The organism is Agromyces sp. CCNWLW213 (assembly GCF_037199545.1).
Taxonomy (GTDB): Bacteria; Actinomycetota; Actinomycetes; order Actinomycetales; family Microbacteriaceae; genus Agromyces.
On the sequence record NZ_JBBBDX010000003.1, the window covers coordinates 60,645 to 74,705 of the forward strand.

Annotated in this window: 12 protein-coding genes; 3 read left to right on the top strand and 9 right to left on the bottom strand. The window is 70.3% G+C overall.

The genetic code is table 11. From position 1 onward, the window contains the following. Positions 1-20: 20 nt before the first annotated feature. Genes WBQ80_RS07580 through WBQ80_RS07595 form a run of 4 tightly spaced genes read right to left on the bottom strand, consistent with a single transcriptional unit; the run spans position 21 to position 4,138 of the window. Positions 21-1,436: a polysaccharide biosynthesis tyrosine autokinase gene (locus tag WBQ80_RS07580; RefSeq protein WP_336571906.1), complete on the bottom strand. Its 1,416-nt coding sequence runs from the start codon at positions 1,434-1,436 to the stop codon at positions 21-23. Between the two features lie 46 nt (positions 1,437-1,482). Further along, complete coding sequence (locus WBQ80_RS07585) at positions 1,483-2,832, bottom strand: O-antigen ligase family protein (RefSeq protein ID WP_337282506.1); 1,350 nt, start codon at positions 2,830-2,832, stop codon at positions 1,483-1,485. An 11-nt stretch (positions 2,833-2,843) separates the two neighbouring features. Continuing rightward, complete coding sequence (locus tag WBQ80_RS07590; protein WP_336571904.1) at positions 2,844-3,110, bottom strand: PqqD family peptide modification chaperone; 267 nt, start codon at positions 3,108-3,110, stop codon at positions 2,844-2,846. Then, positions 3,107-4,138 (bottom strand): MauE/DoxX family redox-associated membrane protein, encoded by a 1,032-nt coding sequence (locus tag WBQ80_RS07595; RefSeq protein ID WP_336571903.1) that lies wholly within the window; start codon positions 4,136-4,138, stop codon positions 3,107-3,109. The genes WBQ80_RS07590 and WBQ80_RS07595 overlap by 4 nt, the downstream gene beginning before the upstream one ends. 79 nt (positions 4,139-4,217) lie before the next feature. Between WBQ80_RS07595 and WBQ80_RS07600 the strand changes: the two genes are divergently transcribed. Then, positions 4,218-6,029, top strand: coding sequence for an ABC transporter ATP-binding protein (locus WBQ80_RS07600; protein WP_336571902.1), 1,812 nt, complete (start codon positions 4,218-4,220; stop codon positions 6,027-6,029). 2 nt (positions 6,030-6,031) lie between these two features. On the opposite strand, the gene WBQ80_RS07605 is transcribed toward WBQ80_RS07600, so the two are convergent. From WBQ80_RS07605 to WBQ80_RS07620, 4 genes are all read right to left on the bottom strand, one after another. After that, positions 6,032-7,240 (bottom strand): glycosyltransferase family 4 protein, encoded by a 1,209-nt coding sequence (locus WBQ80_RS07605; RefSeq protein WP_336571901.1) that lies wholly within the window; start codon positions 7,238-7,240, stop codon positions 6,032-6,034. After that, positions 7,240-8,085, bottom strand: a complete 846-nt coding sequence (locus tag WBQ80_RS07610) for a glycosyltransferase family protein (RefSeq protein ID WP_336571900.1) — start codon at positions 8,083-8,085, stop codon at positions 7,240-7,242. The genes WBQ80_RS07605 and WBQ80_RS07610 overlap by 1 nt, the downstream gene beginning before the upstream one ends. Before the next feature lie 220 nt (positions 8,086-8,305). Next, positions 8,306-9,568, bottom strand: a complete 1,263-nt coding sequence (locus tag WBQ80_RS07615; RefSeq protein ID WP_337282507.1) for a glycosyltransferase — start codon at positions 9,566-9,568, stop codon at positions 8,306-8,308. A 65-nt stretch (positions 9,569-9,633) separates the two neighbouring features. Then, on the bottom strand, positions 9,634-10,641 hold the full coding sequence (locus WBQ80_RS07620) for a hypothetical protein (RefSeq protein ID WP_336571897.1): 1,008 nt from the start codon (positions 10,639-10,641) through the stop codon (positions 9,634-9,636). A gap of 85 nt (positions 10,642-10,726) precedes the next feature. On the opposite strand from WBQ80_RS07620, the gene WBQ80_RS07625 reads away from it, so the two are divergent. Beyond that, positions 10,727-11,686 (top strand): glycosyltransferase family 2 protein, encoded by a 960-nt coding sequence (locus WBQ80_RS07625; protein ID WP_336571896.1) that lies wholly within the window; start codon positions 10,727-10,729, stop codon positions 11,684-11,686. Between the two features lie 7 nt (positions 11,687-11,693). Here the strand turns inward: WBQ80_RS07625 and WBQ80_RS07630 are convergent, their stop codons facing one another. Next, entirely contained in the window at positions 11,694-12,839 is a 1,146-nt protein-coding gene (locus WBQ80_RS07630; RefSeq protein ID WP_336571895.1) for a glycosyltransferase, read from the bottom strand. A 96-nt stretch (positions 12,840-12,935) separates the two neighbouring features. Here WBQ80_RS07630 and WBQ80_RS07635 point away from each other — a divergent pair, with 96 nt between their 5' ends. After that, positions 12,936-14,060: a glycosyltransferase gene (locus WBQ80_RS07635; RefSeq protein ID WP_337282508.1), complete on the top strand. Its 1,125-nt coding sequence runs from the start codon at positions 12,936-12,938 to the stop codon at positions 14,058-14,060. The last annotated feature ends 1 nt before the right edge of the window (position 14,061 follow it).

Here is a 14,061-nt window from a genome sequence, read left to right on the forward strand (position 1 = left end):
GGACGCGGCCCCGACATCGGTCATGCCGACTCTGTCGCTGCCCGGCCCTGTGATCGCCTGCGGCTGTTCGCAGCGGCGTAATCCTGGACGTACGCGGCGGCCGCATACGGCGAGGCATCTCCGCCCTTCATCGGCGCCTTGTTGAGCACGAGGCCGAGAGGTCGACCGTTGGCCTTCCTCACCGTATCGAGCGCCTTCTCCACGAAGTCGTAGTTCGTCTTGCCGACGCCGACGACGAGCAGGGCCCCGTCGGCCTGCTGTGTGAGCACGGCACCGTCGGTGACGGCGAGCAGCGGTGGGGCGTCGATGATGAGCGTGGCGTGCTGAGCCATATCCTTCAGCAACCGCCGCATCCGGTCCGATCCGAGGACTTCGCTCGGGTTGGGTGGAATGGTCCCGGCCGCGAGGACGAGCAGATGCGGGTCGTGCGGAGTGCGCTGAAGGACCTCGGCCACGGCGGCCCGGCCGGTCAGCACATCGCTCAGGCCGGCACCGCCGGGAAGCCCCAGGTTCGTCGCCACCATCGGACGGCGCAGGTCACCGTCGATGAGCACTACGGGCTCACCGCTACGAGCAAGCGTCAGGGCGAGGTTGCACGCGATCGTCGACTTGCCATCGCCCGGCAGCGGGCTCGTGACGACGATCCTGCGCGGCGGACGGTCGACATCCATGAAGCGAAGATTGGTGCGCAGCGTGCGTAGCGCCTCGGCAACCGGGAAGGTCCGCTCATCGGCAGCGCCGGTCATCAGCGTGCTCGTGCCGCTGAGCGCTGGGGATGCGGGGATCGTTCCCATGACCGGGACGTGCAGCTTCGCCTCGACGTCATCGGTCACTCTGATGCGCCGATCCGACGCGGTACGGACGAGGGCGAACGCGATGCCGGCTCCGAGGCCGAGCACGCCGCCGACGATCAGGGCGGTCCGCGTGTCAGGAAACACCGGCGTACTCGGCACCGTGGCCGCGGCGGCGGAGTAGATGCTGATCTCCGTCACCGCGTCGTCGCCATCCACGGCTGCGACGGTGACCGCGAGCGCGTCGATCCATGCTTGAGCGAGGGCTGCGGCATCTTCCGGGGTGCTCGCCCTGGCGGTGAACCTGATGACGGAGGTGCCTTCGGGGTTCTCCACCGTGATGCGCGAAACGACCGACTCAGGGCTCTCGGCGATGCCGAGGTCGTCGATGGCGCGCTGCGCGACTTCCTCCCAGCCCGCCATGTCCAGGAGCGTTGGCACCTTCAGCCTGGCGGAGCTGTCGTCACTCAGGAGCTGGCCGTTCTCATACTCGGTCTTCGCCTGAACGAGTCCGCTCGCCGTCGCTTCATACACGGGCGACTGAAGGAGGGACCAGCCGTACGCCGCGCCGATGCCGAGCAGAGTCATGAGGGCGATCGCAAGCCAATGTCGGCGCAATCCACGTAGGTAGTCGCGCAGCTCCATGCGCCCCCCTGCTCGTCAGTGACCGCCGGCCGACCGGCCGACGCGTCTATCGTAGGCCAGCGGAATCCCAAGTCCGCGGGGAAACAGCCGCCGGAGCGGCGACCTGCGAATCTGCCGGCGATGATCGGTGCAGGGCCATGGCACCGAGACAGATCCCGGCGATCACGAATGGGACCGAGGTCTGGACGCCCGCCCAGAACAGGTCGAACTGGGCCTGGACGATCCGGCTCAGCACGGCCGCGAGAGCGAGAGTGCCGTAGTTCTTGTCGACGCGCCACAGCACGACGATGAATCCCACCCACATGACGATGAACCCAGCGAGCCCGACCAGGCCGGCAGAGGCGGCCACCTCGAGTTCGGCTTGAGGGGGCTGGTACGGCAGAGTCGGGTCGACGTACCAGAAGCGCAGCCCGTGTCCGAATATCGGGGAATGCTTCCAATAGGCGTACACCTCCCGGAACCACTCCAGCCGCTGGAACATGGAATTGTGGCGGTTCTGCGACTCGAGTTGCTCCAGAACCATCGACACGGCCAGCCAGATCGCCGGCACGGCGAGCACTACCAGCACCTTCGACTGGCCGCCGCGCCGAACGAGGATCACGATCGCAGCGACGATGAGCCCCATCCACGCCTGACGCGACTGGCTCATCGCGATCGCGATGAGCAGCAGCCACAGTGCCAGGCGCGTCCACCGAGGGGATAGACCCGCCCAAGGCGGATGCACATACGCGATCAGTGCGACGAATGCGAGTGCCGTCCCGACGAAGTTCTTGTGCATCGGCCAGGGGATCTGCGGGTAGACCGGGCCGAAATTCCCGCCCGCGTACTGGATGATCCCCCAGATGACCGTCCCCGCGGCGAGAGCGCACCCGGCGACGAGCATCGCCGTGAAGGCCCACCGAGCGTATCCGGCTCGGCCGACCGCCCAGCCCACCACCAGCGCGCCGGAGATGAGCAGCCAGGCGTGGAACCATTCCACGGTGTTCTGCATGAACGGGTTGACGATCACGGTGAAGAGCGTCGCGAACTGGTAACCCAGATTGAACCAGAGCATGGCGCGGAGTTCTGGGCTGTACGGACGGTGCCCAAGCAGCACGGCCGATCCGAATGCGGCGGCCAGCGCGACATCTGAGGCTGAGACGTCGGTGCCGCCGATCGCGGCTCGCTGGGCCACGAAGAGCGCGGGCATCGCCATCAGCGCGATTGCGAGCGGCTTGGACATGGTCAACACGACACCGACGATCAGCGCCGCGACGGCGGTCCCGGTGACGAGCAGGCCATCGCCCGCACGATCGAGCAGGATGAAGAGGGCCGCCACCATGGCTGCGGCGAGCGCGGACCAGCGCCACGCCCCGGCCCACCAGTCTGCAATTCGATCGCGTACCGAGCGGTCCATGCCGTGGGCTCTCATGAGTCCGACACCTCGAGGAGGACGCCGCGCGCGACGAGGTCGTCGAGGAACGCGCGCGTGTGCAAGGTGATCTCGTCGATCGGGCCGTCGATATGCGCGACGAGTCGGTCGAGAAGACCCGCCGCGTCGCCCCGGGTGGCCTCCCTGAAGATCAGGGCGGCGACGCCGTTGAGCGCGAGGATCGGCCCGTCGGGCAACGGGGCGAGGTAGACGGCGTCATCGTACGGTTCGAAGCCGACGTCCGGCGCGAGCGCGTACCTCATGGCCCGGGCGATTCTTCGCGCCGAGGGCGCTCGCCATGGAGGCTCTCGTAGATGTCGTCGACGAATGAGAGGATCGCCGTCGCGCCCTGCTCGGGCCCGCCCGCGAGGAGTCCGTCGATACCGAGCAGCACTGCTGCCGGGGTGCCCCAGTCAGCGATCGAGGCCCGCACATTTCGTTCGGGATCATGCAGCGTGTGGGGGTGCTCGCGCTCGGTGAGCGCGCTCAGTTCGGGTGGCGCCGAGACGAGCATCCGCACCTCGACTTCGGGCAGGAGCGCGCGCCACTCAGGTACCCGCTCGATCACCGCGGCGCATGAGCCGCACGTCTCGGAGACCGCGAGGAGCAGGATCGGCCGCGAGCGCGACAGGGTGCGCAGGTTCGCCGGCGTGCCGTCGCCGAGCGTCACCGGCACCGCCGGCGTCCTGGTTCGGATGTACTCCAGCTCTCCGCGGTCCGCGAGTGCGAGGTCGCCGGCCGTCGGGCGCGGGGCGACCTCGGTTCGTTCCGGGGCGCGCCAGACGATGAGGGCACTAGTCGCCGCCGCCGCCGCGAGAGCGACGATCCAGCCCCACTCCCCACCGAGCGCGGCGAGGGCGCCGCCGAGGGTCGGTGTCGCCCAGATCGTGGAAGTCGTCAGCAGAGCGACGAGGAGGAGCCAGGCATTGCGCACCAGGGTCACCCGTGTGACCGGCGTGGACTCTCCGAAGCACGCGCACGCGGCATCCGCGCCGGACTGCCGCGCCGTGTTCAAGGCCCGCGCGATCAGCCAGGTGTACGCGCCCATCAACGCGACCGAGGCGAGTCCAGCGAGCGCGCCGAGCCAACCGCCGAGCAGTGCGAGCGCCAGACCGAGCGCCAGCTCGCCCCATGGGTGCAGGCGAAGGAGCCACTCGCGGCGGAATGCGGAGGGAACGCCGAGCTCTGCCCACCCCGTCAGGTCGTCCGGTCGCCGCAACTTCCCGATGCCGCTCGCGACCATGACCCCCGCGAGGATGAGCGCGGGGGCGGTGATGAGAACGGTCGACACGACATGATCCTACCGAGGTCGCCCGTATAGGCTGCTCTCGCGAGTCGGGACGGGAACGGCCCGCGATGACGAGGGAACGATGGCATCACCGGCACGGGGCGACGGGCTCTTCGCTCAACTGAAGCGGCTGCTCGGCGTCGCAGGCGCGCGTCCGGCGAACTGGGTCGTGTCGACGGTCACGGTGTCGCTGGTGCTTGCCGCGCTCGACACCCTCGGCGTCGCCGCGATGGTGCCGCTCACCCAGCTCATCGGCGGTGCCGACCCCGAATCCGGTGCGCTCGGGGTGATCTCCGGCGTGGTCGGCACGACAGACCCGACGGTCCTCATCCCGGTGGTGGCCTCCGCCGTCGCCGTGCTCTTCGTGGTGAAGAGCCTCGCGTCGATCGCGTTCCGGTGGCAACTGCTCGGCCGCACGACTCGGGTGTCGGCCGACGCGGCATCCGCACTGCTCCGGGGGTACGTGCTCGCCCCGTACGCCTCACATCGTGCGCGACCGCTACGAGAGGTCTACCGGAACATCAACGATGCGGTCTCGCAGGCCACCTCGGTGCTGCTGGCGGTGGTCAGCATCTGCACGGACCTCGCGGTGCTCGTGGCGATCACCGCCGTGCTCGCGATCACCGATCCGGTCGTCACCATCGTCACGGTGGTCGTGTTCGGCGTCTTCGTCGTCGGCCTGCAGCGAATGCTCCGCCGGACGCAGACCCGCCTCGGGGAAGAAGCCGCGGAGGTGGGGCTGGAGGCGTGGCAGTACCTGCTGCCCAGTCTCGACGGCTTCCGCGAGGCCCGGCTCAGCTCGCGCGGCGAAGACTTCGTTCGCGGCTACCGGACCGCACGACTTCGTGGCGCACGACTCAATCGCGACATGGGGGTCATCGCCGAGATCCCGCGCTACTCGCTCGAGATCGGATTCGTTCTCACCGTCGCTGCGATCTCGGCGTACCTCTTCAACGTGGGCAGCCCGGCTGAAGCGCTCGTCGTCCTCGGCGTGTTCGCGGCAGCCGCCCTCCGGGCTCTCCCGACCCTCACCCGTGTGTCCGCCAACATCGCGACGCTGCGCACCGGGCGACCGGGTCTCCGCATCTTCCTCTCTGCCGCAGACGAGCTTCGTCGCGTCGGCGAACACGATGAGCGGCCGCGCGACCACAACCGGTACGACGGCGACATCGTCCTGGACGACGTGGAGTTCCGGTACCCCGATGCCGACTCGCCGGTCCTCGACGGCGTCTCCCTGAAGATCCCGAAGAACACCACGATGGCGTTCGTCGGGTCGAGCGGAGCGGGGAAGAGCACCCTCGTCGACCTCGTGCTCGGCCTGCTCGATCCGACGCACGGGTCGATCGAGTGCGGAGGCCGGAGCATCGCCGACGACCGGGCGGCCTGGTATGCGGGCCTCGGCGTCGTGCCGCAGGACGTCTTCCTGTTCAACGACACGGTGGCGATGAACGTGGCGTTCGAGGCGGACCCCGAGCGAGTCGACCTTGACCGTGTCCGAGCGGCGCTCTCGATGGCTCAGCTCGACTCCGTCGTCGACGCCATGCCCGACGGAGTGGATACGCTCGTCGGGGAACGCGGGGTCCGCCTCTCTGGTGGGCAGCGTCAGCGGCTGGGGATCGCGCGCGCGCTGTATCGCCGGCCGAGCCTCCTCGTGCTCGATGAGGCCACCTCCGCGCTCGACAACGAGACCGAACGGCAGATCTCCGAGACGATGGCCACCCTCGCGGGCACGATGACGATCCTCATCGTGGCGCACCGGCTCTCGACGGTCCGCCATGCCGACACCCTGATCTTCCTGAAGGGCGGCCGCATCGAAGCGCAGGGCGGCTATGAGGAGGTCCGTGCCACGAATGCGGAGTTCGCCCGGCTTGTCGAGCTCGGCCGGCTCGACTGAGGTCACGACGCCGGACCCCGAGCGTCGGCGAGCGCGCCCTTCAGAACACCCCACGCCCACGTCCAGTCGTGGGCTTCGGCCCATGCCCGGGACTCCGCCCCCACGCGGCGGCGCAGCTCGGGATCCGAGGCGAGCGACTCGATCTCACGCGCGAGTGCCGCCGGGTCGCCCGGGGGCACGAGCCTCGACGAGGGCGGGACGATCTCGGGGATGCCGCCGATACGGCTCGCGACGATCGGGAGGCCGGATGCCAGTCCCTCGCCCACCGTGAGCGGACACGGGTCCGGCCAGCGGGACGGGATGACGAACACCTCGGCGTCTGCCAGCACCGCAGGCAGCGACGCGCGATCGACGAAGGGCTCGAACCGGATGCTCGCGCTGCTCCGCTGCGCGAGTCGGCGCAGGCGCGCCTCGTACTCGGAGAGCGGAGCGTCGCGCGCGAAGCCGGCGCTGCCGACGACGACGAACTCGACGCTCGGGTCGTTCACGAGCGCCGCCGCGCGCACGAGAACGTCGGCGCCCTTGTCGGGGATCACCCGCCCGACGAACAGCACTCGGACGCGCTCGCCGGACTGAACTGGAGCGGGACGCGGCGCGGCGCCCTCCGTGAGCTCGGCCGAGCGGTCGGTCCAGGGGACGAACCTCGTCGTATCCGATCCGTTCCGCACCACTCGGACGCGGTCGGCGAGCGGCCGGGGCAACCGGGCCCGTGTCGCGTCGGCCAGGGAGTCGCTGACGCAGACGATGGCCGCGGCGCTCTGCAACATCCTGCCGGCCTCGGCTCGGGTGTACGTCCGCAGGAGTTCGTTGTGCGCGTAGAGCACGACCCGGTGTCCACTCCCCTCGAGGAGGTCGACCAGGACCGGCGCGTTGTGCGCGAGGACAACCCCGGGCGCGAGTCCGCGAATGGCGTCCGCGACCGGGCGATAGTACGCGGCGATCGCCGGTCGGCTCCCGCCGAGCGCTCCGCGGAGGACGTCGAGGCGGCGGGCGCGCCCGGCGGGAGCCGGCGCTCCGGTGTACTCGACGACCTCCGCGCTGTCGTAACGCGGCCGGTAGGTCGAGCCATCGATGACGACGCGGTGCGGAGCGTCGCCCGAGGCGACGGCCGCTGACGCGATACCGTGCACGACCGTGGGGATCGCCGACCCCGTGCGCGGGGAGAAGTGATCGCCCGGCGTGATCGCGTGGATGATCGACGGGCCCGGCATCAGGCGTATCCCCACGACGCCAGCAGCTGCGAGAAGCGGTGCTTCATGGTGTGCTCAGACAGGGTGCGCCGCTGACTCCGCTCGGCCATCGCCGCGGCGAGCGCCGGCTCTCTGAGCAGGCGCATGACCGGCTCGACCAGCTCATCCGGGTGCGACCAGTGGATCATCTCCGTATCGGGCTCGAAGAATTCGGGTGCATGCATGCCATCCGTGGCGACCACACCGCCCGCGCCTCCAATCTCGAAGACGCGCGGGCTCACCCCGGTTTCTGGACTGCGATGGCCGTTCACGCAGATCCTCGCGGCTCCCGACATCGAGACGGAGCGCTCGAGGCTCACATCGCCCTCGTGCCCGATCTGCGCTGACGGCGTCACCCACTGCGGCCACAGTTTCCCCACCACGTCGACCGCGATGCCGGCGCCGACCAGGGCGTGCACCGCTTCACGCCGGCTCGGGTACGGTGCTCCCAGCACGAGGGGACGCCCGGACGAGGGCATGGGCGCTGGCGCGATCGGTGCGAACCCCTGCGGGACGTAGTCGAAACGAATGCCGCGGGCGTCGGAGAGGGAGCGCGCCTCGATGGGATTGAAGGTCGCGCGATGGTCGAACGAGGCGAAGTCGAGCCCCGAGCGCGGGATCGTGTCGAAGTCGTCGAGGAGCCAGACGCCGGAGGCCCTCGCTCGTTCGTCGAGTTCGCCGAGGATCCGGTCGTTCGCCAGGCGGTCGGCGTTCACGAACAGTGCGAGATCGTAGGTCTCCTGCGTGCGGCGCACGAACGCCCGGAAACGCGATTGCTCGGACCACAGGTAATCGCGCTGGACGCCGAAGGCGGCGGGGACGGTCACGGTGAGCGTCCGCCGGGCTCGCGTGAGGAAGTCGTACTGACGGAGGCCGACGTACGTCGTGACCTCGTGCCCCAGTGAACGCAGCGCCTGCTCGTACGTCGCGGTGTACCCGCGATACCCGATCCCGACGAGCAACAGCTTCACACGTCGACCCTATGCCGTGCGTGCAGCGACCTCGGCCCGAGTCGACAGGCCCCGACTCTCGATGCCGTGACGGCGTTCACCTCGCAGAGGTCACGATGGAGATCAATTCGCTCAGCCTCCGCGCGTATGCGTCCGTGCCGTACCTCTCGCGCGCTTCTGAACCGACGCGCGCGTCGGAAGCGGTTCGCCCGAGAAGGACGTCGATGACGGCGTCGGCGAACGCGCCCGGTTCGTCCGTCACGATGAACGGATGCCGGCCGTGGGCGTCGAGCACGCCCTCAGCGCCGATCCTCGTCGAGACCACGGGAAGGTCCCGCACGAGCGCATCGATCGTCTTGAACTTCACGCCGGCACCCGAGTGCAGCGGAACCACGGCGACGGTGACGCGGCCGTAGAGCGCTTCGAGGTCGTCGACGTAGCCCGTCACCACGATGTCGGGACGTCGTTCGGCGGCTGCGCGGAGGGCATCCGGCGGATGCGCGCCCGCCAGCACGAGCCTGGCCTCGGGAACGGCAGCGGCGACGCGCGGCCAGACGTCGTGCATCAACCACGTGGCCGCCTCGACGTTCTCGCGTCGGTTGAAGGCCGCGACGAAAACGGCCGTCGGCTCCTCCGGCGCGTCGCGATGGGGGGGCTCCGGGCCGGAATCCCACAGCGGCGGATCGATCCATTCGGCCGGGCTGCGGCCCCGCGATCGGCCGGAGATGTGCGCATCCTTCGGGCTCAGCGTGACGAGGATGTCGGCCGCATCCGACGACCGCCGGTGCGTCGCGGCTGCGGCCGCCGTCCGCCAGGCACGCCAAAGCACCTTCTTCGGCGCTCGCTGGCGCCATGCCGCGATCAGCCACCTCACCTCGCGCTGGAGAGGGATGTCGTGGGCGAACAGCATGGTCCGCGTGGATGGCGTCGCGGTCCGAAGCGCGAACGCCATCTCGGACCAATGCGCCTCCACCAGATCCGCTGCCTCGACGAGGGCGATCACACCGGCATCGCGGAGTATCGCGGAGCGCCGGCTCCATTCGAGCTGATGCGGGGCGATGAGGCGACCCGCTCGGTCGATCAGCGCGGTCGTCCGACCGGCCCGTCGATCGACGAGCAGGATCCGATCAGGGCGTTCGGTGCGCCGGATGGCATCGCGGTTGAGTTCGCTGCTCGGTGCCACGATCACGACGTCGTGGCCGAGTCCTTCCAGGGTCGCGATGTGGCGACGGTAGAGCTCGCCGCCGGCGTGCGGGACGCCGGGGTAGGGGACGAAGAGCGAGAAGCTGACGATGTGCATATCGGGCGAGGATTCACTGAGCTTGTCTTGTGATGTGGTCGCTGGCGTCCGCGCGGCCACGCTCGGCAGGCGGATCTGAGGTTCGCACTCTACCGCTACGGCCGTGAAGGCGACCGTCCGTCAGCTCAGCGTCGCGCGACGATGAGCCCGTCGAGCGCGTCGAGCAGCGCCCCACTGACGATCGGGTCGACCTTGCGGCAGAAGGGCGATCCGGACGCGAGCAACGTCTCGAGATCGTCGCGAGTCCATGTCGTCGGCTCGTCGCGAGCGACGTCCCACACCATGCGGGTGACCGGCGGCATCGGGGCCGGTGGGCTCCGCCATGCGAGCGGGGTGACGAGGGCGGACTCGTCCGGGATGACGGAGCGACGGTACACGCGCCGGAGTCGGGAGCCGGGCGCGAGATCCACGTCGAGGAGCCGGTCCAGCTCCGGTCGTCGTAGAGCCAGCCACTGGCTGCCGTACCAGCACGGCATCGCCGGTTCGAAGGGCGACGGGATGCGACGCAGGCCCCAATGCACGCCACGCCCCCGATCCACGTGGCGCACGCTCAGGATCGGCTCCATGCGCAACGCCAGTGCGTCGCGGACGCGGCGCAGGAACGCTCCGCCCCTGCCGGGGACCCGGAGGCCCATACGGCTCGCCGGCGTGCGGAACCAGCGGTAGTCGTAGCGCGTGAGAATGTCGCTGCCCTCGCCGTGACGGCGACCCCATCGAGGGGTGTACGCGACGGGCTCGGCAGAGCCGATCCAGCTCTCGGCGGCCATCGCCTCGGACTCCCATTCCTCGAGCCTCCGGACCGGATAGTCCTGGCCGGAGACCAGGCAGACGAGGTCCGGATCGGTCCGCTCGCGCGCGGCGGACAGGCCGCTGAGCATCGCCTCGACGAGCTCCCACGAACCCCAATCAGCATCGAGACCGTGCTCGACGATGTCGACCCGTTCGTCGACCGGGTGCGCGGGGAATCGCTCCCGCCGGCTGTCATGGGCGATGAGCACCCTCGAGTGCGGACTCGACATCAGGATCGCCCGAGCCAGCCGGTGCACCTGCGGCCAGCCCCGGTGGCTGAGGATCACGTAGCAGATCCGAGGCCGCTGGGCGTCGGGCGCCGCTGGGGCTTCTTCCGAGTGCACGCAGCCAGCATAGGATCGAGCCGGCGCGTGGGCGATCGTGCCGGCACCCGGAGCCGACGGATTCCGGGCGGGTGGAGCTTGGAACATGAGCGAGGCGGTACGGCTCAGCGTGTGCGTCGTCACGTACGAGCGTACGGCGTTCCTCGAGCGGTGCCTGGCGGTCCTGGCCGCGGAGCTCGACGACGACGCCGAGGTCGTGGTGGTCGACGCTTCGCGCGCCGACCACACGCGCGAGGTCCGCGCCGTCATGCCCGCGGCGAGGTACGTGCACGCGCCCTCCCTCGCGGGGTGGATGACGCGATCGCGCAACGAGGCGCTCCGGCACGTCCGCGGTGACCTCGTCGCCTTCCTCGATGACGACGTGGTCGTCCGGCGGGGATGGCAGGCGGCCCTCGATGCGGCCTTCGCGGACGAGAGCGTCGCCGCGGTCGCCGGTCGCACGTGCAACGGGCTGCCGGGTGAGGAGGAGTACGACCGGGAGATCGGTCGCCTGCTTTCCGACGGCACCCTCACCGACGGCTTCGCCGCGGACGTCCCGCAGCTCGTCGACGTCGACCATGGCATCGGCGCGAACATGTCCTTCCGTCGCGCGGTCCTCGCCGAGTTGGGCGGCTTCCGCGACGACTACCCGGGCACGTCCATCCGCGAGGACACGGACATGTTCCTGAGGGTTCGCGCGATGGGCGGACGTTCGGTGTTCGCGCCCGAGGCGATCGTCGACCACCTGCCCGCGCCCCACGTGCGCGGTGCACGGTTCGACACCCGGTACAAGCTCTACGGTCGGCGCAATCACATGGTGCTGCTCGCGCGTGACGGAGGCATCGGTTCGCGCATGCTTCGGCGGTGGGTGGCCGCGCAGTTCCGGAACGTTCGGGCCGCCGGCGGCTTTGGGGCGGGGGCGAAGCGACTCGGGGTGACGACCCTCGGCGTGCTCTGGGGTGCGGGCGCCATGCTTCGGGATGCCCGCTGGCGACCGACGCCGCCGCAGCGGACCGACCCCGTCGGCAACGAGCTGCGGCGCATCCTCGGCGGCGAATCCGCCTGACCGCATCTCAGCGGGCAGGTCCATGCGGGTCCTCACCCCCGCGCAGCCGCTCCAGCGCCCCGGCCATGGCGTCCACACGCTCGCTCCAGTCGGCGACGCGCGCGTCGATCCGATCTGGGAAGTGCCACCTCGCGGGCAGAGACGCGGCGACGGCCTCGGGGAAGTAGCCCCGGCTCGCGACCGTGATGCGCGCATCGCCGGCGTCGCGGAACCCGGCGACCGCGGTGGTCACGACGGGCCGCCCCACCGCCTGGTACTCGTAGAGCTTCAGGGGGTCGAGGCTCTCGGTGAACGCGGTGACGACGTGCGGCACCACGAGCACGTCGGCGTGCTGGAGGTAGCCGATGACCTCGTCACGCGGGCGGGGGCCGAGTAGCCGCACACCGGCGTGCCGCAGCTGCTCCTCCTCGGTCGGGGTGAGCGCGTTCGGCCCGACGAGCACGAGCGAGCCGCGCGCACCGATCGCCCGTGCCGTGGCCGCGCAGAGGTCCACGTCGAGCCGGTCGCGGTGCAGCGTGCCGAGGTAGAGGGCGACGGCGCCCTCCGGCAGGTCGCTCGGTCGGAGAGCCGGTCGGCGGTACGCGGCGGTGTCGACCGCGTTGGGCACGAGCGTCACCTCCCGGACCGCCTGCTTGCGCCGGACCAGCTCCGGCGAGCAGACGACGACCACACGGGCGAGGCGCATGAGCGACGCCTCGCTAGCGGTGATCCTCTCGAGTTCGGCTGCCGGGCGGTCGGCCGCGAGCCAGTCGTCGGTGATGTCGTAGAGCGTCGGCCAGCCGGTGCGTTCGGCCAGTACCGCCATCCCGGGGTCGTTGATCCAGAGCAGCGGATGGCGCATGCCTAGTCGATCGGCTCCGATGAGGATGCCGCGCACGAGCCGGTCGTCGGCCCGCGGGTCGAGCCGGCGCGGCATCCACTTGGTCAGCTGAAGCCGGTGGAGCCGACCGTCGGCCACGCCCTCGACCTCGGCGAGTCCGGCTCCGCGGCGCGGCCGGCGCTTCGAGCGGAGGTCGTGCGTGGGGTCGGCGGGCGGCTCGACGAAGAGCACCCGAAGCGCCGGGTCGCGAGCGAGGAGACCGGCGACGAGGTGCTGGTTGCGTCGCCAGACCTGGTCCCAGCCCTCGAGCGAGACGACGATGAGGTCGGTCATTCGGCTCCGTCCGCGGGGAGGTGACGACTCAGCGTAACGGAGGCGGTCCGGGCGGGACGCGGCCGGGCGGCGGATATCGTGGTGCCGGGAGGTCCGATGCGCATCGTGCAGATCGTGCCGTTCATCGGCCCGGGAAGCGGTGTCGCGGGAGTCGCGTGGAACCTCGACCGGGAACTGCGGGCGCTCGGCGCGACCGTCGAGAGCTTCACCTACGCGTCGGCGGCGAAGGGGCTGCGCGAGGTCCGGGTCCGCGGATGGCGCACCGCGCGCATCGCGCAGGCGCAGCGCATGGTGTGGTTCAGCCTCGTCGGCACCCGGCGGGCCAAGGCCTTCCTCGCCGAGCGGCCCGACGCGGTCTCGATCTGCCACAACAACGCCATGGTGGGTGACGTGTACGTGAACCACGGCGTGCTGCTCGCCGCGATGCGCGCCCGCGGCAACTCGGCGTTCCGGTTCCTGCGCGATCCGACGCACATCTTCACCCACCTGCGCGACGTGATCCGCTACCGCTCGGGCATCCACCGTCGGATCGTCGCGCTGAGCGACGCCGAGATCGGCGTGCTGACCCGCACGTACGGGCAGGTGCGACCGCCGATCGTGGTGATCCCCAATGGCGTCGATCCGGAGCGGTTCCGCCCGCCCACCGATACCGAGCGCCGGGAGGCGCGCGCGCGGTTCCACCTGGACGATGAGGACCGGGTCGCCGTGTTCGTCGGACACGAGTTCGACCGCAAGGGATTGCCCATCGTGCTCGAGGCGTTGGCCTCGGCGCCGACCCTGCTCCTCATGGTCGTCGGAGGCAATGCACGGCTGCTCGAGCGGGCGAAGGCGACGGCCGACCGCTTCGGCGTCGCCGATCGCGTGCTCTTCGTCGGTCAGCACGGCGACGTGCGGCCGCTGCTCGCCGCCGCGGACCTGTTCGTGCTCCCGAGCTACTACGAGTCGAGTGGCCTGGTCTTCCTCGAGGCCCTCGCGAGCGGCCTGCCGGTGATCGCGACCCCGGTGGGCGTCGCGGCCGAGCTCGTGCGCAACGGCGAGAACGGGTACCTCGTGGGGCCCGACTCGCACGAGGTCGCAGATCGGCTCGAACAGCTCGCGGCCGTGGACCTCGCGTCGTGGCGCGAACGAGCCCGCGCGAGCATCGAGGGGTGGACCTGGACGGATGTCGCGCGCCGCTACCTCGAACTCGCTGAGCAGGTCGCGATCGAGAAGGCGCGCTGAC